We start from the raw sequence: 23,764 nt of genomic DNA on the forward strand, positions 1-23,764 counted from the left end.
TTGTATGGGGACATTCTTTGTAAGCATATATAATTTCTTTGCACGTCATAAAGCCTGGCTGTGGACATGTACCATTGCCAGCTTTTTACTGGCGGGCTTTTTTGCGTCCCGTATCAGGTTGGAAGAAGATATTACCAGGATACTGCCACAGGATAAAACACTGGACAAACTACAACAGGTGTTTAACGATTCGCGGTTTGCCGACAAACTGGTCATCACCATCTCTCAGAAAGATACTTTACAGGCTGCACAGCCGGATAGTCTCACAGCTTTTGCACATGAGCTGTCTGACAGTGTTACAACGGCCTTATCGCCTTACATCAAACAGATGCAGACGCAGGTGGAAGATGCGGCCGTGCTGGACCTGATGCAGGTGATACAGGACCATTTACCGGTTTTCCTGGAAGAGAAGGACTATCATACCATAGATTCTTTAATCACACCGCAAAGGCTGCAACAGACATTAGAGAATAACTATCGTACGCTGATATCTCCGGCAGGACTGGTAGTGAAAAAAGTTATCTCCGCAGACCCGGTGGGTATGTCCTGGCTGGGGATTAAAAAGCTGCAACACCTGCAATATGATGAGCAGTTCGAGTTGTACGACGGGTTCGTTATGACAAAGAACCATCAGCACCTGATGATGTTCATTACGCCTGCTTTCCCGCCCAGTGCAACCGGTAAGAATGCTGTTTTCCTGAAAAAATTACAATCACATATAGATTCCCTGCAAAAACGTTATCCGCAGATAGAGGCATCTTTCTTTGGCGGTACGGCTGTTTCTGCCGGTAATGCACAGCAGTTACGCCAGGATACCATGTTAACACAGGGTATTACGGTAATCCTGCTGGTGGTATTGATAGCGTTATTCTTCCGTAAGAAACGTGCACCACTGCTGGTGATGTTACCGGTAGTGTTTGGTGCATTATTCTCCTTAGCCTGTGTGTACCTCATACAGGGAAGTATCTCTGTCATTGCACTGGGAGCGGGAGCGGTCGTGTTAGGTATTGCAGTGAATTATTCCCTGCATGTATTTAATCACTACAGACATTTACCGGATATCCGGGAAGTGATCAAAGACCTGGCTACACCAATGACGCTGGGCAGCTTTACTACTATTGGCGGGTTCTTATGTCTGGAACTGGTACAGTCACCTATCTTACAGGATGTAGGTTTATTTGCCGCGCTCAGTTTAGTAGGCGCAGCGTTGTTCTCTCTCATCTTTTTACCACACTGGATAGTGCTGGGAAAACAACCGGAACATGCTCCTGCTCATTCTCATAACTGGCTGGATAAAATAGCTGCTTACAAACCTGAGAAGAACAAATATTTAGTAGGAGTTATCCTGATACTCACAGTAGTATTCTTCTTCACCGCAAGGAAAGTAGGTTTTGAAAGTGATATGATGCGCATGAATTTCATGCGACCAGAATTAAAAGAAGCAGAAAATAAATTCAACACAGTAAACGCTTACACCGCTCAATCTATTTACCTCGTAACAGACGGAAACAACATAGAAGAAGCGTTACAACATAGTGAGCAACTACTGCCACAGATACAACAATTACAACAAGAAGGTATTGTTAAAAAATCTGCCGGTGTAAATGCCCTGCTGATATCTGAAAGAGAACAGCAGATCCGCATTAACAGATGGAAACAATACTGGACAAATGAAAAGCAACAACTACTGATAAACTATTTGCGTGAACATGGCCCGTCCGCAGGATATAAAGCCGCTGCTTTTGATCCTTTTGCCGCCTGGTTACACAAGGATTTTACCATGGTGCCGGATGAAGCATTACATACATTACGTGCAGGCCCGTTAGGAGATTTCATCACAGAGAAAAGACATAAAGTATCGCTGGTAACTTTGCTGAAAGTGGACCCTAAGCAAAAGGCGGCGGTATATGAAAAACTGCAACACGATCCCAATACAACAGTACTGGATAAACAATATGTAGCGAACAGGCTGGTACAGGTAATGCAATCAGAGTTTAACAGCATTGCATGGATGACATCATTGCTGGTATTCTTTGCGCTGTTATTGTCTTATGGCCGTATAGAACTGGCATTGATCACGTTTATCCCTATGCTGGTAAGCTGGGTATGGATATTAGGTATCATGGGACTGTTTGGTATCCGCTTTAATATCGTGAACATCATCCTCAGCACTTTTATATTTGGTTTAGGAGATGATTACAGCATCTTCACCATGGATGGTTTATTACAGCAGTATAAGTCGGGAAAGGAAGAACATCTCTCTTCTTTCCGTTCATCTATCTTCCTTTCTGCTATTACTACTATCCTTGGATTAGGTGTGATGATCTTTGCAAAACATCCGTCCTTACAATCTATCGCACTGATCTCTATCATTGGTATCAGTTGTGTGGTATTGATCTCTCAGGTATTAATCCCTTTCCTGTTCAACTGGCTGATCACCAACAGAACAACGAAAGGAAAAGCTCCCTGGACATTATCCGGTTTAATAAAATCCGTTTTTGCTTTCTCCTTTTTTGTGATGGGCAGCCTGTTATTAACGGTGCTTGGTTTTGTGCTGATCAAATTAAATCCATTTAACAAAGAGAAAGGCAAAGTAATATATCATAAACTTTTATCTGCTTATACCTGGGCCCAGCTGTATATCATGGGCAATGTAAAAAAGCGGATCATCAACCCATTAAACGAACAACTGGATACACCTGCTGTCATTATCAGTAATCATCAGTCTTTCCTTGATATTCTCGTTTCCACCATGCTGCATCCTAAGGTGATCCTGCTCACGAATGAATGGGTATGGAACTCTCCGGTATTCGGAGCAGTAGTACGCCTGGCAGATTACTACCCGGTAGCAGAAGGTGCAGAAGGTAGCATAGAAAAGCTGAGAGACAGGGTAAAACAGGGTTATTCTATAGTAGTATACCCGGAAGGTACCCGTTCTCCTGATGCGGTCTTAAAACGCTTCCATAAGGGCGCATTTTACATAGCGGAACAACTGGGACTGGATATCCTGCCTATCGTTTTGCATGGCACCGCTTTTACTATGGAGAAAAATGATTTTCTGCTGAAGGATGGTACTATCACAGTGAAATATTTACCAAGGATAAAGGTGAATGATAGTAGCTGGGGAGATAATTATTCATCCCGTACCAAACAGATCAGCCGTTATTTCAAAGAGGAATATGAAGTATTGAGAGCAGCCACAGAAACACCTGCTTATTTCCGTCAGCAACTGATCTATCAATATATCTATAAAGGCCCGGTGCTGGAATGGTATATGAGGATCAAAACAAAGATGGAAAATAATTATGAACTGTTCCATCAACTGCTGCCGGAAAACGGCCGGATTCTCGATATTGGCTGCGGATATGGATTCCTGAGTTATATGTTACAGTTCATGTCTCCAAACAGGCAGATCATGGGAGTAGATTATGATGAAGATAAGATCAGCACGGCGCAGCATAATTACATAAAAAGCGAAAGACTTAATTTTGCATATGCAGATATTACAAACTATACGTTTGATAATTATGATGCTTTTGTAATCAGTGATGTACTGCATTACCTGCCATCTGATGATCAGGAAAAAGTGCTGGCAGAATGTATAAACCATCTCAATCCCGGTGGTGTAATTGTAGTGCGTGACGGAGATCTGAACTTGGAGAAAAGGCATGAGAGGACCCGTTTAACGGAATTCTTCTCTACTAAATTAATTGGTTTTAATAAAACGCAGAATGAGTTGTCTTTCTTCTCTTCCACCCGTATGCGTGAAATAGTTACGCGTTACGGTGCCACCATGGAACAGATAGACAACACGAAATATACATCCAACGTTATTTTTATCATTAAAAAATCCCCATGAAACAATACGATGTAATCATTATCGGAAGTGGCCTGGGAAGCCTGGTATGCGGTGCAGTACTGGGTAAGAACGGGTATAGTGTCTGTATATATGAAAAGAACAGGCAGATTGGGGGTTGTATGCAAACTTATGCACGCGACAAAACCATCATCGATTCCGGTGTGCATTACATTGGCAGCCTGGGTGAAGAGCAGGCGCTTCATAAGATATTCCGTTACCTCGGTATTATGGATGCCATGAAGCTGAAACGCCTGGACATAGACGGATTTGATTATATCCATTTTAAAGACGAAGACAAAGTATATAAACACGCACAGGGATATGATAACTTCATTGAACAGCTGGCAAAGGAATTTCCCAAAGAAAAGGATGCCCTGCATGCTTACTGTGAAATGATGAAAGATGCCTGTAGTAAGTTCCCTTTATTCAACCTGCGCACAGGTGATTTCAAAGAAAAGGAAAAGATACTGGGGATAGATACTGCCGGTTATATCCGCAGTATTACAGACAATGAACGTTTACGGCAGGTACTGGCAGGCAACAACCTGTTATACGCCGGGGTAGAGAATAAAACGCCTTTTTATGTACATGCCCTGGTGCAGAACAGCTACATAGAAAGCGCCTGGAGATGCCTGGACGGAGGTTCGCAGATTTCCCGTGCATTGAACAGGGTGATAAGAGAACAGGGAGGAGAGATCATCCGTAATGCAGAAGTAAAAAGTATAGTAGGAAATGATGGTTTGGTAGAGTATATCAAACTGGCTGATGGACAGGAGATCAGCGGGAAATATTATATCTCCGGATTACATCCTTCACAGACCATCGCCATGACGGAAAGTGATAGCCTGCGCGGTGCTTACCGGTCGAGGATTGCCAAGCTGGAGAATACTCCCGGTACCTTTATGATCAATGCGGTGCTGAAACCGAGTAAATTCCCTTATCTCAATTACAACTATTACCACCACGCATCAGATAATGCCTGGGCGGGTGCGGATTACACAGCCGATACCTGGCCTCAGACCTTTGGTATGTTCGTGTCTGCCGGTGTAGGGAAAGACCAGTATGCAGATAATCTCTGCCTCATGACCTACATGCATTATGACGAAGTCTCCGCCTGGCATGATACCTTTAGCACGGATAGTTTTCCGGATACAAGAGGAGATGATTACCAGGCGTTTAAAAAAGAGAAAGCTGAAAAACTGCTGGAGATGGCGGAAAAGCGTTTCCCCGGACTGAAAGACAGTATACATGCCTATTACGTGGCTACGCCACTCACGTTTCGCGACTACCTGGCTATGCCGGAAGGAAGCATGTACGGGGTAATGAAGGATTGTAATGATCCGTTAAAAGCATTTATTTCACCCTCTACCCGTTTGCGTAATTTGTATCTTACAGGACAAAATATGAACTTACACGGGATACTTGGGGTCACCATGAGTTCTCTGGTTACCAGTGCAGAGCTGGTGGGTATGGATAAGCTGGTAAATGATATTATAGAAGCATAACAAACAGACTAAATAATGCGGACAAAAAGAAGAAGCGGTTGGCGGAAATTGGGAAGGGTATTATTATACATCACAGGCAGTATTGTACTCCTGTTACTGATACTGATCATTTATGTGTTAAGTGTATCTCATATCAACCCTCCTGAGATTGCAGATAAAAGCTCCCTGAAATGGGAACGTACACAAATCGATACCGGTTGTTATACACTTGGGAACAGCTGGTTCCGTAAAAGCAAAAGTGGTCTGTACGAAATGTATATAGAAGGGAAACCTTTTGAACGTGGAGTAGTGTATGGTAAATTATCTGCCGAGTTAGTAAAAAGACAGGAAGATCATTTCACAGATCAGATCAAAAAAATGATCCCTTCTCAATCTTATCTTAAATTCCTGAAATACTTTGTAGGGTTCTTTAACCGTCACCTGGCAGAGAATATTGCAGAAGAAAATAAAGAAGAGATTTATGGTATTTCTTTTTCTGCTTCTGATAAATATGATTTCATTGGTACTAACTACGAACGTATTCTCAATTATCATGCTGCACATGATATAGGGCATGCTTTGCAGAATATGGCTTTGGTAGGATGTACATCCTTTGGAACCTGGAATGATGCATCCGCAGACAGTAACCTGATCATAGGCCGTAACTTTGATTTTTATGTAGGAGATAAATTTGCAGAGGACAAGATAGTGGCATTTTATCATCCTGATAAAGGATATAACTTTATGATAGTGACCTGGGGAGGCTTTACCGGCGCTGCTTCGGGTATGAATGATAAAGGGCTGACAGTAACGATCAACGCAGATAAAAGTGCGATACCTACCGGTGCTGCTACACCTGTGTCTTTAGTGGCAAGAGAGATCCTGCAATATGCAAAGAACATCGATGAGGCCTGGGCTATTGCAAAGAAACACAAGATGTTCGTATCTGAATCTTTCCTGATTGGCTCTGCAGAAGATAACCGTGCTGCGATCATAGAGAAAAGACCGGAAGGAATGGACCTGTATGATCCTAAAAAGAACTCTATCTCCTGTACCAATCACTTCCAGGGAAGTATCTACGGTAACCAGGCAGAGAATATTAAACAACGTGATGAAACGGCTTCCGGTTATCGCTCCGAGCGCTTATCTGAGTTAATGCAGCAAAACGGTCAGAATACCGTACAGAAAACAGTAGATATTTTGAGAGACCGCTTTGGTTTACATGGGCAGAATATAGGTGTAGGTAATGAGAAAGCGGTGAACCAGTTTATTGCTCATCATGCGGTAGTTTTCGAACCCAAAAAGAAACTAGTATGGGTATCTACTTCGCCCTGGCAGCTGGGAGAATTTGTAGCATATAATTTAGATTCTATCTTCAGCATGCATGGTTTAAAAACCAATCATGAGTTGAATGATACCACTAAAACTATTGCAGCAGATCCTTTCCTGAAAACAAAGGATTTCCAGTCGTTCGTTACTTACCGTGCTATGAGAGCCGCTATTATGAACGGAGAAGAGGTGGATGTAAAAGCAATGGTAGCGCTGGACCCTGAATTTTATAACGTATATTTAATGGCAGGTGATTACGAATTCAAGCGTAAACACTTTGACAGTGCAAAGCAATACTACGAAACAGCATTGACAAAAGTAATGGCGAATAAAGGAGAAGAAATGCATGCACGCAAACAGATAGAAAAATGCATTAAAAAATGATCTACGGAGTAGGTACCGACATAGTAGAAGTAGACCGCATAGCCGCTAAGATTCAAAAGGGGCAGGGTTTCCGTGAGCTGGTATTTACACCGCATGAGATCAGTTATTGCGAAAAGCAGGTGAATGCATATGAAAGTTATGCCGCCCGTTTTGCAGCAAAGGAAGCGTTCTTAAAAGCATTGGGAACAGGATGGGGGAATGGAGGAGTTGATTTCAATGAGATTGAAATTACAAATGATGATGCAGGTAAACCCTCTCTGCAACTGATTGGAAAAGCAGCCGGTCGTTATACAAATTTACAGATCCTTGTTTCATTATCACATATCAAAACAACCGCTATTGCCACTGTGATAATAGAGGTTTGAAAATAGCTGACAATGTATATACCCAACATAGAACTGCAATCAAAAGCAGTCATCAGAAAATTCCAGGAAAAAGAAGTACTCCACCTGCTGGGTTACCTGCGTGAGTTCTCTCCCTTTTACAGGGAATGGTTTGTACAGCATGGCATTCAGCCATCTACTGTGAAATCTTTAAAAGATCTCTGGTTAATACCGCCTGTTACCAAAGAGCATTTGCAGGAACGTAACTGGGATTTTCTATGTGTTGATAAAAGCAAGATAGCTGAGTATACTACTACTTCAGGTACTTTGGGCAAACCTGTGATTATTCCTTTAACACAGAAAGACCAGGACCGTCTTACCTATAATGAATACATTTCTTTCTGCTGTGCTGATGGCACAGAAAATGATATCTTCCAGTTAATGTTAACGCTGGACCGGCAGTTTATGGCCGGTATGGCCTATTACAATGGTATCCGTAAACTGGGTGCCGGAGTATTACGTGTAGGCCCGGGCGTTCCTTCTTTACAATGGGAGAATATAGATCGTATACAACCTACTACGATTGTAGCAGTACCTTCCTTTATTGTGAAGTTAATCGCTCACGCAAAGGAACATAATATCGATATCAATGCTTCTTCCGTAAAGAAAGCAGTATGTATAGGAGAGAATATCCGGAACGCAGATTTCTCTCTGAATGTACTGGGTACGAAGATTACAGAACAATGGGATATCAAACTGTATTCTACCTATGCTTCTACAGAAATGCAGACAGCCTTTACTGAATGTAATGCAGGTATAGGAGGGCATCATCACCCTGAACTTTTATATATTGAATTACTGGATGATAATAATCAGCCAGTGGCACCTGGTGAAGATGGTGAAGTAACCATTACTACACTTGGTGTTGAGGCGATGCCTTTACTGCGATATAAAACAGGGGACATCTGCAGATACTATGAAGAGCCTTGTTCCTGCGGACGTCACACGATGCGTTTATCACCAGTGATAGGGCGGCGTAAACAGATGATCAAATACAAAGGAACTACGTTGTATCCACCTGCATTGTTTGACCTGCTGAATGATATGGAAGAGATAAGGGAGTTTGTAGTGGAAGTATTTTCCAATGAGATAGGAACAGATGAAATATTATTACACCTGTGGCCTGTATCGGAATCTGAGGATACAGACAGAAGGGTGAAGTCTTACTTACAGGCAAAACTGCGGGTGATACCACAGGTACGTTATATCTCCCAGGGAGAAATTATGAAAATGCAGATGCCAGAAGGGGCCAGGAAGCCCATCAAATTTATGGATAACAGGAATCCAATGGTTTAGAATACGATATCTGCATTGGCATTCGGATTATCCAGCTTGGTACTTTTACGTTCGTCATGCAGGATTACATGGATCATATTGATCTGGTTCGGATGTTCTGAGTATAAGATATCATTCTTTATATGTACCTGTTTAAAGGGTTTGATATTCTCCACTTCCAGGAAGCACCAGGCCGCTTCTTCTTCAATCTTATAACCTATGTAATGCAGTTTCACTGTTTTACCATCTATGGCGATCACAAGATGTTTGTTCACATAAGCGGCTATCAGGCTGTCTGTCTGGGCGCGGTTAGCAGGGTGAATGATGTCCACTGCCTGCCTGGACTGCTTTTTCAGCACATTTTCCAGGTCATCAGCAAAGATCCGGGCACTGATCTGTAATTCGTTGGTGGCAGCATCATGCTTAATCTCCGTTACGCTTACGTAGAAGGGATGCAGTACCGTAAATAACCATTTAAATAATAATATTCCCACTTGCCTAAAAAATTTTAATTATTTGTCGCGCCGTTGTATAATTACCAAAATAAGAAGCAAATATAGGTAATGGCTGAATTTGTGATGTACTTTGCAACGGGATGGCAGCATATAGTGGCCTGGGACGGATATGATCATATATTGTTTATCATTGCCCTGTGTGCCATTTACATGATGGAAGACTGGAAGAAAGTACTTGTGCTGGTAACGGCTTTCACAATAGGGCACTCAGTTACACTGGCACTGAGTGTAATAAACATCATCCATGTACCGACAAAGATTATAGAATTCCTGATACCGGTTACAATATTTATTACGGCCTTTTCTAATGTGGTAAGAAAACAGGCCCTTCCGGAGAAGATCCAACTCAACTACTTTTTTGCGCTGTTTTTCGGATTGATCCATGGACTTGGGTTTTCCAGTTATCTGAAAAGTTTATTGGGTACACAAACAAATATAGTGGCCCCTTTGCTGGCCTTTAATCTGGGATTGGAATTTGGGCAGATGCTGGTAGTAATTGGCATTTTACTGTTTACAGGCATTGTTGTAAATGTTACAGATGTAAAACGCAGGGAATGGAATATTTTCCTTTCTGCGGCAGTCTTCGGAATAGCGGTTGTATTATCTATTGAACGGTTTAAAGACTTGATATCTAAGTAGCTGGCTCAACCAACGGCTATTTACCTTTTGAAATACAAATTTGTTTATGAGAAAAAGAAACTTGAAACTGGTGTTTGGCCTTTGTTGTATTACAGCAATGGCAAATGCGCAAAACCCGGGATCTAATCATGGTAACCGCTTTGAACAGCTGGGTACTATGCTGGAAACCCCTAACATGTACCGTTCGGCCTCCGGTGCACCCGGACCCAAATACTGGCAGCAACGGGCCGATTACGATATCACCGCTACGCTGGATGATGAAAAGCAGAAGCTTACAGGTGCGGAAACGATTACTTACTACAATAACTCACCGGACCCTCTCACTTACCTGTGGTTGCAGTTGGATGAGAATGAACACGATCCCAAAAGCGATAATAACAGTTTTGACGGCAGTGCCATGTCCGACAAAATGAATATGCGTAACCTTAGCGGTATCCTGGGACCAAGAACCGGTTTCGGTACCAATATAGTGAAACTGACGGATGAAAACGGGAAGGCATTGCCTTACACCATCAACCAGACCATGATGCGTATAGACCTGCCACAGACCCTGCAGCCAGGTCAGAAACTGCGTTTCAAGGTAGAGTGGTGGTACAACATCTCCGATCGTATGATTGAAGGTGGCCGTGGTGGTTATGAATACTTCCCGGAAGATAAGAACTACCTGTACACTATTACCCAGTGGTATCCCCGCCTGGCGGTATATTCCGACTTCCAGGGATGGCAGAACAAGCAGTTTACCGGTCGTGGTGAGTTTGCGCTGACTTTCGGTAATTTCCATGTAAGCATGAACGTACCTGCGGATCATGTTCTGGGTGCTACCGGCGAATGTCAGAACTATAAGGATGTACTCACACCTGCGCAATTCCAGCGCTGGCAGCAGGCACAAACTGCTAAACAGCCTATAGAGATCGTAACCCTGGATGAAGCGAAAAAGTCGCTGGCAGGGCATGCTACGGCCCGTAAAACATGGGTGTATGAAGCGCAGAATGTACGCGACTTTGGCATGGTTGCTTCCCGCCGCCTGGTATGGGATGCAATGGCTACCAATGTAGAAGGTAAAAAGGTGATGGCGATGTCTTACTATGGACCTGAAGCTTATCCCTTATACAACCGTTATTCCACCAAGGTAGTAGCGCATACCGTGAAATCTTACTCAAAACATACGATCCCTTATCCTTATCCTGTAGCTATTTCTGTAGAAGCAGCGAATGGTATGGAATACCCGATGATCTGCTTTAACTATGGCCGTGCTGAAAAGGATGGTACCTATTCTGAAGCTACCAAAAACGGTATGATAGGCGTAATCATTCACGAAGTAGGACATAACTTCTTCCCGATGATCGTGAACTCTGATGAGCGTCAGTGGACATGGATGGATGAAGGGCTGAACACTTTCTGCCAGTTCCTGGCAGAGCAGGAATGGGATAATAACTTCCCTTCCAACCGTGGACCTGCATACAAAATTGCAGACTACATGAAGATGCCGAAAGATCAGCTGGAGCCTATCATGACCAACTCTGAAAACATTTCACAGTTTGGGCCGAATGCATATGCTAAACCTGCCACTGCGCTGAATATCCTTCGCGAAACAGTGATGGGCCGTGATCTGTTCGACTTTGCTTTCCGTGAGTATGCGCGTCGCTGGGCATTCAAACATCCAACACCGGCAGATTTGTTCCGTACAATGGAAGATGCTTCTGCGGTGGATTTAGACTGGTTCTGGCGTGGATGGTTCTACGGAACAGAACCAGTGGATATTGCCATCGACAGTGTGAAATGGTACCGTCTTGATACCAAGAACCCACAGATAAGCAATCCGGAAGCAAAAGCGAAATATGACCGTAATGCAGATCATATCTCCCGTGCACGTAACCGTGCTGCCGGAGAGAAATTTGCAGTAGAGCAGGATACCAGTTTACAGGATTTCTACAGCAAATGGAACAGGTTTGAAGTAACGGATGAAGAGAAAGCTACTTATGACAATATGTATGCTGGTCTGAGTCCTGAAGAGAAGAAGCTGTATGATAGCAAGAAAAACTTCTATGAAGTGTCTTTCTCTAACTTAGGCGGTCTTGTAATGCCACTCATTATTGAATGGACATATGCAGATGGCACTAAAGAGACAGATCGTATCTCTGCCTATATCTGGCGCAAGGATGAGCAACAGGTAAAGAAAGTGTTTGCCAAGGATAAAGAGGTGGTATCTATCAAATTAGACCCTTTACGTGAAACAGCGGATATTGATGAGGCGAATAACAGCTGGCCAAGAGTAGCTGCACCTACACGCTTTGAGCTGTTTAAACAGCAGCAGAGTGTTCGTGGCGCATCTGTAGGGGGTAATCCTATGCAGAAGGCTAAGAAATAATATTATTCTGATAAGATGAAAAGGAGTGTATCACTTTTGATACACTCCTTTTTATATGTGAAAAGAGGAGTTGAACAGGAACAAAACGGCTCTTGAACAGGACTATCCTCCGTTTATCCTCCGTCTTTTAACGGAGGATAAACGGAGGATAGTCCTGTTCAAGAGCTGATCAGAAGCGCTTCAAGGTATTACAGGATACTAATGAAGGTATTACCCGATACTCTTCAAAGTATTACCCGATACTAAAAAGGCTCTTTACTATATCTCCAGGCTGTTACTTCTTATCAGGTTTGCCCTTATCTGGTGTTTTAATGGCCCTTCCTGCCTCTTTCAGCGCACGGTTGATTAACCATTCCATCTGGCCATTAACGCTCCTGAATTCGTCCGCAGCCCATTTTTCAATGGCCTCGAATGTGGGGGCATCAATCCTTACTACAAATGTTTTCTTCTCTGCCATAAGCCATTTATAATTACTGGTGCAGCGTACCGGTATTCACTACAGGAGTTACTTTGGAATCGCCGCAAAGCACCACCAGTAAATTGGATACCATTGCCGCTTTACGTTCTTCATCCAGTATAATGATCTGTTTTTCAGATAATCTGGCCAACGCCATTTCTACCATACCTACCGCACCTTCCACAATCTTGGAACGGGCAGCTACTATAGCCGTAGCCTGCTGGCGCTGTAACATGGCACCTGCAATCTCAGGAGCATAGGCCAGGTGACTGATACGTGCTTCCAGTACGGAGATACCAGCCGGAGCCAGGCGGTCATTCAGTTCTTTTTCCAGCATTTCATTTACTTTATCACCGCCATCACGCAGGGTGATATCCGCGGATTCATCTTCCATGATATCATACGCATAACTTACTGCCAGGTGACGCACAGCTGCTTCACTCTGTACATTTACGTACTGCTGGAAGTTGGATACCTCGAAAGAGGCTTTGTAGGTATCACTTACACGCCATACAATTACAGCGGCTATTTCGATGGGGTTACCCAGTTTATCATTCACTTTTAACTGCTGGCCATTCAGGTTCTGAGACCTTAAGGAGAGGCTGGCAGATTTATAGAGTGGATTTACCCATAACAGGCCGTTTTCTTTCACAGAACCGGTGTATTTACCAAAGAAGGTGAGTACACGGGCATGGTTGGGATTTACTATCATGATCCCTTTCACTGCAAAAATGAATACAATGAACAATAGGATGGCCAGCCAGATGAAACTCAGCTCGCCTGTCATACTCATTAAGGTAAACATGTAAACAGCTAAAGGCAGGGCAATGATGGCAACTATAAGTGCCAGGAAGCCGGAGAAAGGTTTAAGAATCTTTTCCATAAAGGTTTTAATTTGATATCAATATGATATCAAAAGTAATCAATTTAATCTGAAAACCTAATTTGATTTTTGGGTACAGGGCGAAGCAATGCAAAAAGCCGGACCTCGACAGGCCCGGCTTGTTATTTGCTGCTTTTTATAGCGGTATTGATGGCTATATAAAATCTTTGTTACTGCTTATCCCACCATACAGGTGTCATAAGGGAATTAGACCCCTGTCTTGAAATAGCTGCCTGGTAATTGGTAGCATTAGAAGCTGCTTCCGAAGAAGGATACAGCATTCTGCGGGGTATCTGACCTCCCGTAGCATTCCCAACATAATTTACAGGTACCAGCGCAGGGTAACCGCTTCTGCGCCAGTTAGACCATGCTTCATACCAGTCCAGCAGACAGGCAGCCCAATACTGGGTATTGATCTGGTTGTAACCGTCAGCATCCACATAAGGGTGGGCTGTTAAATATGTTTGTATCGCAGTGCTGCTGATGGTAGCACTGGCATCGTATTGTACAAATTGTTCCATGGCTGCAGTCACACCGGTATTATAATGTGTCTGTGCATCTGCACCAACTGACCATCCTCTCTTTGCTGCTTCTGCCAGTAAGAATTCTGTCTGTGCATAAGTAACCAGGAAAGTAGGACCGTTCAGTTTCAGCAGGATATTTTTATTAGGGATAGAATACCTCTTCAGATCTCCCGGATAATCAGGGGCTTTGGATATATCAGTAGCGCTGCCGGAACCATTGGTATCGAAACCGTTTGGCATGCCTAACTGGTCTAATGGCAATGTGCTGCCGGTAGCAGGAACGATTGCTGTAAAGGCCAGACGGGGATCGTTGTTGGTTTGCAGAAAGTCTACAAAGGTTTTAGACAGACTGGCTTCACCAGGATTATTGGTAGCGTTCCACTCGCCGGAAAGGATGTTGCTCACCCTGTTCACGGTCGTTCTTCCGCCGGAAGCATCATGCAGGATGTAAGCGTTTTCTGTGTTAGCAGATATTAAACCACTAGCATAGGCTTTCTCCACCCATGTCTGAGCAGTACCCGGATCTACTTTGGTAAGGCGCATTCCAATACGTAACATCAGGGAATAAGCCAGCTTTCTCCAGTTATTAACGATTTGAGTAGCTGGTACGGAACCACCTTTGTTGTAGATCAGATCTCCTTTACCTGGTACTGGTTTGAATGCATCCAGCGCTGCTGCCGCTTCATCCAGTTCTTTCAGCATGTCCAGCATGATAGCCTGCTGTGCATCGTATTTAGGCGTGAATATAGAACCTGCATAACCAAGGCCCGCTTCAGAATAAGGGATATCTCCGTAGATATCAGAGAGGCGGTGAAAGATCATTACACGTGCTATACGGCTGATATGATAAAGGTTGGTGAGGTATGGGTTACCATTGGTAACATGTAGTACATCAGTGATGTATTTTATCTGATCGGGATATGCACGTTCGAAATAAGAACTGGCCCATCCGTCGTTCTGCATGTATTTATCACCCGCATACCAGGAAACATTGGATAACTGCTGCATCATCATACCGCAGTAGATGATATTTACGCGCCATGTTTCATAGCTGTAATCACTGTTACCGGTATATTCCAGCAGTGCCCGGGAAAAATTATATTCCGGCACACCACTTTGTTCACTGGATTTATTTTTATCTGTATTAATATCATCAAAATTCTTTGTACAAGCCGGCATAATCATCATCACCGGAACAGACAAAGCCAATATTATTTTATGAAGAGATTTCATGATGTTGGATTTAGGATGATCAGAATTTAACGTTCAGATTAATACCAAAAGACTTGCTGGTGGGTAAACCTGCGTATTCAAGTCCCTGTGCGTTTGCATTACTGTAGTTGGATTCAGGATCAATGTTAGGCGTAGACTTCTTGATGTAGAAGAGATTACGGCCTACCAGCGAAACACTTAATCCATGCAGCTTGTTACGCAACATGCTGTTGTTGAAATCGTAAGTAAGACTTACAGATCTGAACTTGATGAAATCTGTTTTGTATACATGCAGCGCAGAAATAGTAGCCAGTTGGGAGTAGTAGGTCTGTGCATCTATTGTATTGGTAACGGGTGTTCCTTCTTCTGTTACACCTGTTACTACTACACCACCTTCACGTCCCGGAAGGGTTTCTTTCTGTAATCCGTATCCGTAAGCTCTTGCATTGGTACCGGAATATATTTTACCACCTGATTTGAAATCTATCAGGAAGGAGAGATGCAGATTTTTGTAGGAGATATTGTTATTCCATCCACCTGTTAAAGGGGCTACACCAGAACCTTTTGCCACGAGAGCATCCGTACGTTGGGGTAATCCTGATGAATTTACTACCAGGTTACCTTTGGTATCACGTTTGAGATCATATACCATGATCTGCGCAAAAGGCAATCCTACCACCTGGTTGATAAAAGCGGCTTCTGTACGGGACTGTCCATCTGTTACCAGCATGGATGTTTGTCCTTCTGCTAACTGTAATACCTTGTTATTGTTGTTGGCAATGTTGATGCTGGTAGTCCAGGTGATATTGGGTGTTTTCACCGGCACACCACCTATCAGTAATTCAATTCCTTTGTTTTCCAGTTTACCTACGTTTACAATGGCGCTGGTATAACCGGAGCCAAGAGAAACGGTAGCAGAAACGATATCGTTGGAGATTTGTTTATTGTACCAGCTGAAGTCTGCAAAGAAACGGTTGTTGAACATTTTCAGTTCGATACCTGTTTCTATTTCCTTTGCTTTTAAAGGTTTCAGCTTTTTATTGGGGATTTCACTACTGATATCACCCAATGGTACACCATTGATTGGACTACCCAGTGTACTGTAATACAATTTGGTTTTATATTCATCAGCATCACCACCTACCTGTGCATAACCAGCTCTTAATTTACCGAAGCTCAGCCAGTGTGTTTTCAGTGTTTCAGAGAAGATGTAGGAGAGGTTGGCAGATGGATAGTTGTATGAATTATTCTGCAAAGGTAAAGTAGAACTCCAGTCGTTACGGTCTGTTAAGTTCAGGTATAACGTGTTTTGCCATCCCAGTTCCAGTGAACCATATACAGAGTGGATCTCTCTTCTGCTGTCCGTGATCGTACTGTTTTTTGTACTGGCTGTAGCAGGATTATATACAAAGGGGAAGGCAAATCCTGAAGCACTCACATCATTTGTCTTATCTGTTTTCTTTAACAGGTTGGCCCCTGCGTTGAAGTTCAGCTGTAAGGAACTGGTGAGGTCTTTTTCGATGCCCAGTAATACGTCGGCATTCATTTCATTGAACTGACGGTTACGTTCCAGGTCCAGGCTGCCTGTAGGGCGGTAAGCTGTACCGGTAGGTGTGATGGAAGTGGCGTTAAAGCCAAAGTAATCATTGGTCACACGGCCCTGAATATATAACCAGGAGAAAGGAGCATACTTCAGACTGGTAACACCCAGTACGCGGTTTTTCTCTGTATTGTTTATAAAACGGTTAGCTGCAAAATAAGGGTTGGTGCTGAACAGATCACTGCTGTAAACTATTTCATTCCCCAGTGGGTCAGCACCCGGGGCCAGGTAATCGGCCTTTACATTTGAAGGAAGAAATGCAATACCATAGTTACCATTACCTGGCGCATCGCTGAGGTTAGAGCGGTTGTTGGTGATCTCTTTTACGTAGGTCACATTTGTTTGTCCGCTCCATTTATCAGATAACTTATAGTTCAGGTCCAGGTTGATATTATCACGGAAGTAGCGGGTATTGGGATAAATACCGCTGCTGCGCAAATCGCCTGCAGCTACCCGATAGGTGGTTTTGCCATTACCACCGGAAACAGACAGTGTATTGCTGAAGGTAGCACCTGTTTTGTAAAAATCTTTGATGTGATTACCCTGTTTGGAATAGGGGTGTAACTGTCCGTCGAATAATGTAGTCTGGGAGCCGTCGAGTTTTGAACCCCAGCTTTGTAATCCGCTGTTGAGTGCGGATGTTTTATCTGAAGGTTTAACGCCTTTCAGCCCCTGTCCGTATACTTCCTGAAAGTCCAGGAAATCGTTCACTTTATCTATTGAAACGTTACTGTTTAATTCTACGGCCATTTGTCCTGACTTACCGGATTTGGTGGTGATCAGGATTACTCCGTTAATACCGCGCTGACCATATAATGCAGACGCTGCGCCACCTTTCAGTACGGTCATTTCTTCAATATCATCGGGATTGATACTGGAGATCCCATCACCAAGATCTGCACCACCATACATCTTAGCGGAACCCAGGTTGTCGTTATTCATCTGGATACCGTTAACTACATATAAAGGCTGGTTGTTACGGTTTAAAGAAGAGTTACCCCTGATAGTGATACGGGAAGAACCACCAGGACCCGTAGTAGGAGGGGTACTGTTTACACCGGCAATACGGCCTTCCAGTGAATTGGCCACGCTTATTTCACGTGCTTTGGTAAGGTCTGCCCCCTGAATAGTGGATACAGCATAACCATTACTGCGGGCTTTTCTTCGTATGCCCAACGCAGTTACTACAAGTTCGTTCAGTCCCCTGATATCTCTTTCGAGTATCGTGCTGATAACGCCTTGTGTGTTTACAATAATTTCCTGAGGGATGTAACCAACATAAGTAAAAACTATTACGTCTCCGGCATCGGCAGAGATCAGATAAAAACCGTTGTCATCGGTTTTTGTGCCCCTGTTACCATTCTTAATAGCAACGGTAACGCCTGGGATGGGGTATCCCTTTACGTCGCGGACCGTACCTGTAATGTCGCGCTGGGGCAACACCTTGTTCAATAACGGAGAAGTCCCGGCCGTGGCAACTGGGGTACCACCGGCAAGCATCAGTAACAGCATGATACCTGCTGCACTGCACGCTTTTCTAACGTGTAATGTACGTTTCATAGATACTGCTTTAAATAGTTAGAGATGATAATGTAGCCCATAGTAATAGCAGCTGGATATAGTTATACATCCATTCATTCCAGAGAAGCGTGTTTCCTTTTGATTGATATTATTACCTCGTGTTTACGCTGTCTTGTCCCGCGTGTCTTAACAAGTGTTTTTTACTATGCGCATAATGAGATGTCGTGCTGAAATTAAAATAGTACCACGCTCAGAGAAAAAAAATCATGGTTTATCCCACCATAATCTGGTACCCCCGTTATCGGGTCCGTTTAATGAGAGTAATGCCCTGTTTACACCGGCAATATTGGTGGCATATTCGAATTGAATAAAGGGGATACGGCGGATAAAATTTTCTGTCGCAATCTTTCCACCGCTGTTGTTAATGACTACAGGAAATAATTTTGGATAACCGGTACGACGGAATTCAGACCATGCTTCCTGTCCGTCAGGAAATACGGCAATCCATTTTTGGGTGATGATACGTTCCAGTTTTTTTTCTGTGCTGGCAAACGGGTCCCATTGAATAGTGATGGTACTCAGGTGTGGATCACCTTTGTAGATGTTGTTGGCTGCATTTTGAGGGTCAGCATAGGCTTTGGCCGTATAGGTGCTGTTATGGATATAATTATTAAAGCCACTGGTAACATGGTATTGCTGGAAGGAAGTATAGACTCCGGTTTCATAATCGGCTTGTGCATCACCGGCGCCCTCCCAGCCGTAAAGGGCAGCTTCTGCCTTCAGGAACCAGGCTTCTGAAGCCGTCAGCAGCTGGATATAGGAAGGTAATAATGCCAGTTTGGAAAAGCCGGTGTAGGTATCTTTTCCGGTAATAGTGATACCGTTACGGATGCCCCTGTAAAGAGAATCTTTTACGTCCGTCGGTAAGAAGTAATAAGGCAGGCGGGGATCATGATAACCGCACAAAAGGGATTCCATGGGAGCGCCCATACGGATATCATTCCATGAATTACAGATGACGTTTAGCGGGTGTGTAACCGGACTGATATCAATATTGAAATTATCGTCTTTAGTAGTGAGTATACCATATGGCTGGTTAAGCGCAGCTTCTCCTTCTGTTCTTGCTTTGTCAGGATCAATTTTAGAGATGCGTATGGCCAGTCGCAGGCGTAGTGTATTGGCTAATTTCACCCATTGGATATAATCTCCGTCATAGGAAAGATCGAAGCCGGTAAAGTGCCTTTTCGTAGTGTTTTTTGCGTAGTAGGTAAGGGTGGTGATCGCTGAGTCAAGATCACTGAAAAAGGCGTAGTATGCTTGTTGTTGTGAGTCGTAATCAATGCTGCGGTCCGGATTAATCACTGCGTAATGCGTGTAGATGACCGGACCGTAAATATCGCTGATGCGATGCATGGCCAATACCCTCAGCAACTGTGCCCATGCATAGAAATCGGGGTACTTACCCCTGGAACGGTCCATTACAAATTTGCAGTTGGGCATTACATTACCGTAGGCGGTGATCCATGCATCATCATTCCAGTTATCGAGCAGATCGTAGGTCATATTATTCCGGTTATCCTGAAAAGGATTGGGTGTCATCATATAACCGGAGTATACATCGCCCATGAGGTTCTGTTGCAACTGTGCAACAGATACATCATTCACGGAGAGTATGTTCAGCATAGACTGTACCAGCGGATCTCCCAGTAATTTGAAGTCCGGTTGTAACTCATCATCATAAAGATCGTACGGATTGGTATTGATATGTTCGAAGTTGCGCGTACAGCCAACCAGCATAGTAATACCAATGCATGTAATGATTATGTTACGCATAACAAGTGTTCTTTAAAATACTACTTTAACATTTGCTCCCATACTCCTGGTAGCTGATACACCGAAAACATCTATCCCCTGTAATCCATTCCCGCTGCTCATAGAAATTTCGGGATCGAAGGGAGCATTCAGTTTAAAGAAGCATAGATTTTTTGCAATCAGCCCTATCTGCATTTTACTGATAAACCTTGATTTTACCGGTAACTGGCAGGTAAGGGATAATTCACGTAAACGGATATTGGTTGCATCATACATATACATTTCCCCGATACCGGCACGTCCGCCGATAGCGGTATAATATTTCCTCGCATCATATTTTCCTGTGAAGGCAGTGCCATCTTCATACACTGCATTGATATTTACGCCACCGTTATCTCTTGCCTTTGCGCTTTCTTCACTTACGCCGTAGTTGTCCAGCACAGAGTTGGTAACGCTCATTACTTCTCCTCCAAAACGGGCATCTACCACGCAACTGAAGGAGAATTGTTTATAACTGATGGTATTATTCCAGCCCAGCATCAGCTTGGGATTGGGATTACCTACTTTTTTAAATACGTTGCGGGTAATGAGGTTGCCCTGGTTATCCAGCACGTATTGTCCTTTCTCATTTTTATACAATTCTTTGTTGGTGTAGATATCTCCCCATGCACCACCTTCTTTGATAAAAGAGCCATACATATTGGTGAGGAAGTCTGTAAGGATGTAGTAGTTGTCGGGGCCTGCACCAGGGATACTGCTACTGCTGAGTGTCACTACTTTATTACGGTTGATAGTAGTGTTGATGGCAGTAGTCCATCTCAGACGATTGCTCTGTACAGGTGTTCCGGAAAGGGAGAGTTCTATTCCCCTGTTCTGGATATTGCCCAGGTTCAGATAGTAGTAAAGAAAGCCGGAGCCGGAAGGAGCACGTACTTCCATGTATTGCTGGTAGTTGTTGTTTTTGTACCAGGTAAAGTCTATGCTGATCCTGTCTTTTAATAGGCGCAGTTCTGCACCTGCTTCAATTGAGCGGTTGTCTTCCGGTTTCAGGTAGATACCGGGATAAGGTGCTTTGGTATTGAAATTGACGCGCGTAACACCACCGGTTGTTTGCAGGATAAAACGGGCCGGCCTGGATACATAGGCCGCGATATCATTACCTGCACGGGCATATGAAATACGCACCTTGGCAAAATTGATGGCTGATGGCATTGGAATTAAATCACTGATGATAGCGCTGAGCCCTGTAGAGTAATAAAAGTATCCTTTGCTTTTAATGGGAGTGAAAGCAAAAGTACTGGACCAGTCGTTCCTGCCGGTAAGGTCTAAGAATATTTTATTATGCAGGCTTAACTGCGCACTGGCAAAGAGGGCCTGCAGTTGTTTACGTTCAACGCTCTGCTGTGCATCCAGTGCATTGCCTGAAATGTTTTCTACGGTGAACTTATTACTGTATATCAGTCCTGTTGCAGCAGTAGGATTCGTACTGAGAAGAGATCTGTCGTGTGCTCTTACATCGGTGATGCTGGCGCCCAGCATGGCCTGTAAATGTAGTTGTTCGTTTAATTTCCTGCATGCGGTGAGCATCATATCACCATATAGCTGTGTATTTGTTTCTTTTTCCAGGGTATATCTTCCGTTTGGCGGGGAGAGTACCTGTTGAGTACCTGCATATGCCTTTAGTTCATATAGATCGTAGCTTTTATCAAAGTTACCACGTAGTTGCAGGGATAGCCATTCGCGTAGCTGGTATTTCATGGCAAGAGAGGCCATTGCACGATAGCGGCTTTCCACACGCTGATCACGTTGTAATACCCAGTAGGGGTTCTGTTGATCATCCTGGCCGGTCCATCCCAGATCATGGTGGATGTTCCACCAGTTTTGCAGGGGCATGTTGCGTTCCGTATCGAAGTATTCGAAGTGTTTGTAGTTGTCGAAATTGAGTCCCCGGGGTAAAGTATACAGTCCGGTGAGGGCATTATAGTACAATCCTGAAGAAGGTCGGTTGAGCCCATTCTGTGCCAGGAAGGAAATATTGGCATCAACTGATAGTTTATTATCCAGCAGGTTACCGGTAACACGGGCATTAAACGTGTGTCTGTCGAGTTTATTCACAGGTAAGATGCCCTTGTTGTTCATGTTGGAGTAGGAGAGGTAGAACTGTGTTTTATCTGCACCGCCGCTGAATGAGAGTGCGTTGGTGAAGGTAGCGCCGGTGTTGAAGAATGGTTTCACATGGTCCGGCGATGATAGTTTTGCCCCCCAGCTGTCTGCAGACCCGGGTTGTAAGGCATCTTTATCGTCTTTATAAGGTTGAATGGTTTGTCCGTAACGGTATTGCAGTTTGGGCAGAAGAAGGGGCTTTTCTACGGTAAGGTCCGAAGAGAAGCTTATATGTCCTTTACCTATGCTGCCTTTTTTGGTGGTGATCATGATAACCCCGTTGGCGGCCTGACTACCATACAATGCTGCCGCAGAAGCCCCTTTGAGGATGCTGATGCTGGCGATATCATCGGGGTTGATGTTGGAGATACCATCCCCGCCATCCCTGCCGCCGCTGCCTACTATACCGGATGATTGTCCCCAGATGTCAGTAGGCTGTGAGGGCGTGAAGTTGGCCAGGGGAACGCCGTCTATCACGTAGAGGGGTTGGTTCTCACGGGTAGATTTGTTACCTCTCAATATTACCCGTGCAGAGCCGCCTATACCAGACGCGCTGCGATTGATCATTACACCCGCCACTTTACCAGACAGGCTGTTAATGACATTCGCATCTTTGACGGTAGAGAAATCTTCACTAACGAGTTGTCCGGCAGAGTAGGAGAGTTCCCTGGTGCTTTTGGTAAATCCGAGTGCAGTCACTACCAGTTCACTTAAGCCTTTGATATTTTCCTCGAGTATCACATCGATGATATTGTCGCCGCCGGTAACGACTTCTTTATTCAGGAAACCTACAGAGCGGAATACGAGCACTTCTCCTTCAGCAGTTCTGATGGTGAAGTAGCCGTCATCATTGCTTTGTACCCCTTTGGTGGTATTTTTGATAAGGATAGTGACACCGGGAATGGGTCTGCCCCCGGCATCCATTACCATGCCGGTGATATCCCTGCGGATTGCCGGGCCGGTTCGCAGCAGTGAATCTTCTTCTTTGGTAGCAGAGGAAGGTAAGCTGATGATCACTTTATCATCCCGCAGGATAAAAATAAATCCTGTTTGAGCGGAGAGAAGATTGAGAACAGCGCTTACAGGTATTTTATCGCAATGCAGTGTTACCTTCTTTCTGACGTCTATAGTAGCTTTATCGTAGTGGAAGTTGAGATTGGTTTTGAAGGCTATTTCTGCCATCACGGCGGCGAGGGCTTTGTTCCTGACGTAGATGGTGATATTGGTATTGGATGGCTCTATGGTTTGGGCAAAAAGTCGCGTCTCACCTGTTAATGATGACATTATCAGGAAGCTCGCAGCAATACATACTTTACCGAAGTATGATTTTCCTTTCATATAGCCCCGGTATGTTTA

General features: G+C 43.9%; 14 protein-coding genes. 7 read left to right on the plus strand and 7 right to left on the minus strand.

Translation table 11 applies throughout. The features are described 5' to 3' along the window. Positions 1–4: 4 nt before the first annotated feature. From BMW86_RS16595 to BMW86_RS16615, 5 genes are read left to right on the plus strand one after another with little or no spacing between them, the layout of a single operon-like run. Complete coding sequence (locus BMW86_RS16595; RefSeq protein ID WP_089782844.1) at positions 5–3,859, plus strand: trifunctional MMPL family transporter/lysophospholipid acyltransferase/class I SAM-dependent methyltransferase; 3,855 nt, start codon at positions 5–7, stop codon at positions 3,857–3,859. Further along, complete coding sequence (locus tag BMW86_RS16600) at positions 3,856–5,364, plus strand: phytoene desaturase family protein (RefSeq protein WP_089782845.1); 1,509 nt, start codon at positions 3,856–3,858, stop codon at positions 5,362–5,364. The genes BMW86_RS16595 and BMW86_RS16600 overlap by 4 nt, the downstream gene beginning before the upstream one ends. A gap of 15 nt (positions 5,365–5,379) precedes the next feature. Further along, positions 5,380–7,056: a C45 family autoproteolytic acyltransferase/hydolase gene (locus BMW86_RS16605; RefSeq protein ID WP_089782846.1), complete on the plus strand. Its 1,677-nt coding sequence runs from the start codon at positions 5,380–5,382 to the stop codon at positions 7,054–7,056. Next, a complete protein-coding gene (gene acpS / locus BMW86_RS16610; protein ID WP_089782847.1) occupies positions 7,053–7,421 on the plus strand; it encodes a holo-ACP synthase in 369 nt (122 codons plus the stop codon). The genes BMW86_RS16605 and acpS overlap by 4 nt, the downstream gene beginning before the upstream one ends. A 12-nt stretch (positions 7,422–7,433) precedes the next feature. Continuing rightward, a complete protein-coding gene (locus BMW86_RS16615; RefSeq protein WP_089782848.1) occupies positions 7,434–8,735 on the plus strand; it encodes a flexirubin biosynthesis putative acyl-CoA ligase FlxY in 1,302 nt (433 codons plus the stop codon). Here BMW86_RS16615 and BMW86_RS16620 read toward each other — a convergent pair. Then, positions 8,732–9,208, minus strand: coding sequence for a DUF6702 family protein (locus BMW86_RS16620; RefSeq protein ID WP_089782849.1), 477 nt, complete (start codon positions 9,206–9,208; stop codon positions 8,732–8,734). The two genes, BMW86_RS16615 and BMW86_RS16620, sit on opposite strands and share 4 nt — an antisense overlap. A gap of 69 nt (positions 9,209–9,277) precedes the next feature. On the opposite strand from BMW86_RS16620, the gene BMW86_RS16625 reads away from it, so the two are divergent. Together BMW86_RS16625 and BMW86_RS16630 are read left to right on the plus strand one after the other, a co-directional pair. Beyond that, the gene (locus tag BMW86_RS16625) at positions 9,278–9,868 is read left to right on the plus strand and encodes a HupE/UreJ family protein (protein ID WP_177189284.1); all 591 of its coding nucleotides are present in this window, start codon (positions 9,278–9,280) and stop codon (positions 9,866–9,868) included. Between the two features lie 46 nt (positions 9,869–9,914). Continuing rightward, positions 9,915–12,236: a M1 family metallopeptidase gene (locus BMW86_RS16630; RefSeq protein ID WP_089782850.1), complete on the plus strand. Its 2,322-nt coding sequence runs from the start codon at positions 9,915–9,917 to the stop codon at positions 12,234–12,236. Positions 12,237–12,510: 274 nt separating this feature from the next. Here the strand turns inward: BMW86_RS16630 and BMW86_RS16635 are convergent, their stop codons facing one another. The 6 genes from BMW86_RS16635 to BMW86_RS16660 all read right to left on the minus strand — a co-directional run bounded on the left by BMW86_RS16635 (position 12,511) and on the right by BMW86_RS16660 (position 23,746). Beyond that, positions 12,511–12,693: a type II toxin-antitoxin system antitoxin gene (locus BMW86_RS16635; RefSeq protein WP_089782851.1), complete on the minus strand. Its 183-nt coding sequence runs from the start codon at positions 12,691–12,693 to the stop codon at positions 12,511–12,513. 13 nt (positions 12,694–12,706) lie between these two features. After that, positions 12,707–13,576: an SPFH domain-containing protein gene (locus BMW86_RS16640; protein WP_089782852.1), complete on the minus strand. Its 870-nt coding sequence runs from the start codon at positions 13,574–13,576 to the stop codon at positions 12,707–12,709. Positions 13,577–13,746: 170 nt separating this feature from the next. After that, positions 13,747–15,333: a SusD/RagB family nutrient-binding outer membrane lipoprotein gene (locus BMW86_RS16645; protein WP_089782853.1), complete on the minus strand. Its 1,587-nt coding sequence runs from the start codon at positions 15,331–15,333 to the stop codon at positions 13,747–13,749. Between the two features lie 19 nt (positions 15,334–15,352). After that, entirely contained in the window at positions 15,353–18,472 is a 3,120-nt protein-coding gene (locus BMW86_RS16650) for a SusC/RagA family TonB-linked outer membrane protein (RefSeq protein WP_089782854.1), read from the minus strand. A gap of 225 nt (positions 18,473–18,697) precedes the next feature. Further along, positions 18,698–20,266: a SusD/RagB family nutrient-binding outer membrane lipoprotein gene (locus BMW86_RS16655; protein WP_089782855.1), complete on the minus strand. Its 1,569-nt coding sequence runs from the start codon at positions 20,264–20,266 to the stop codon at positions 18,698–18,700. Between the two features lie 12 nt (positions 20,267–20,278). Then, positions 20,279–23,746, minus strand: a complete 3,468-nt coding sequence (locus tag BMW86_RS16660; protein ID WP_089782856.1) for a SusC/RagA family TonB-linked outer membrane protein — start codon at positions 23,744–23,746, stop codon at positions 20,279–20,281. Positions 23,747–23,764 lie beyond the last annotated feature (18 nt).

Source organism: Chitinophaga sp. YR573 (genome assembly GCF_900110995.1).
Classification (GTDB): domain Bacteria; phylum Bacteroidota; class Bacteroidia; order Chitinophagales; family Chitinophagaceae; genus Chitinophaga.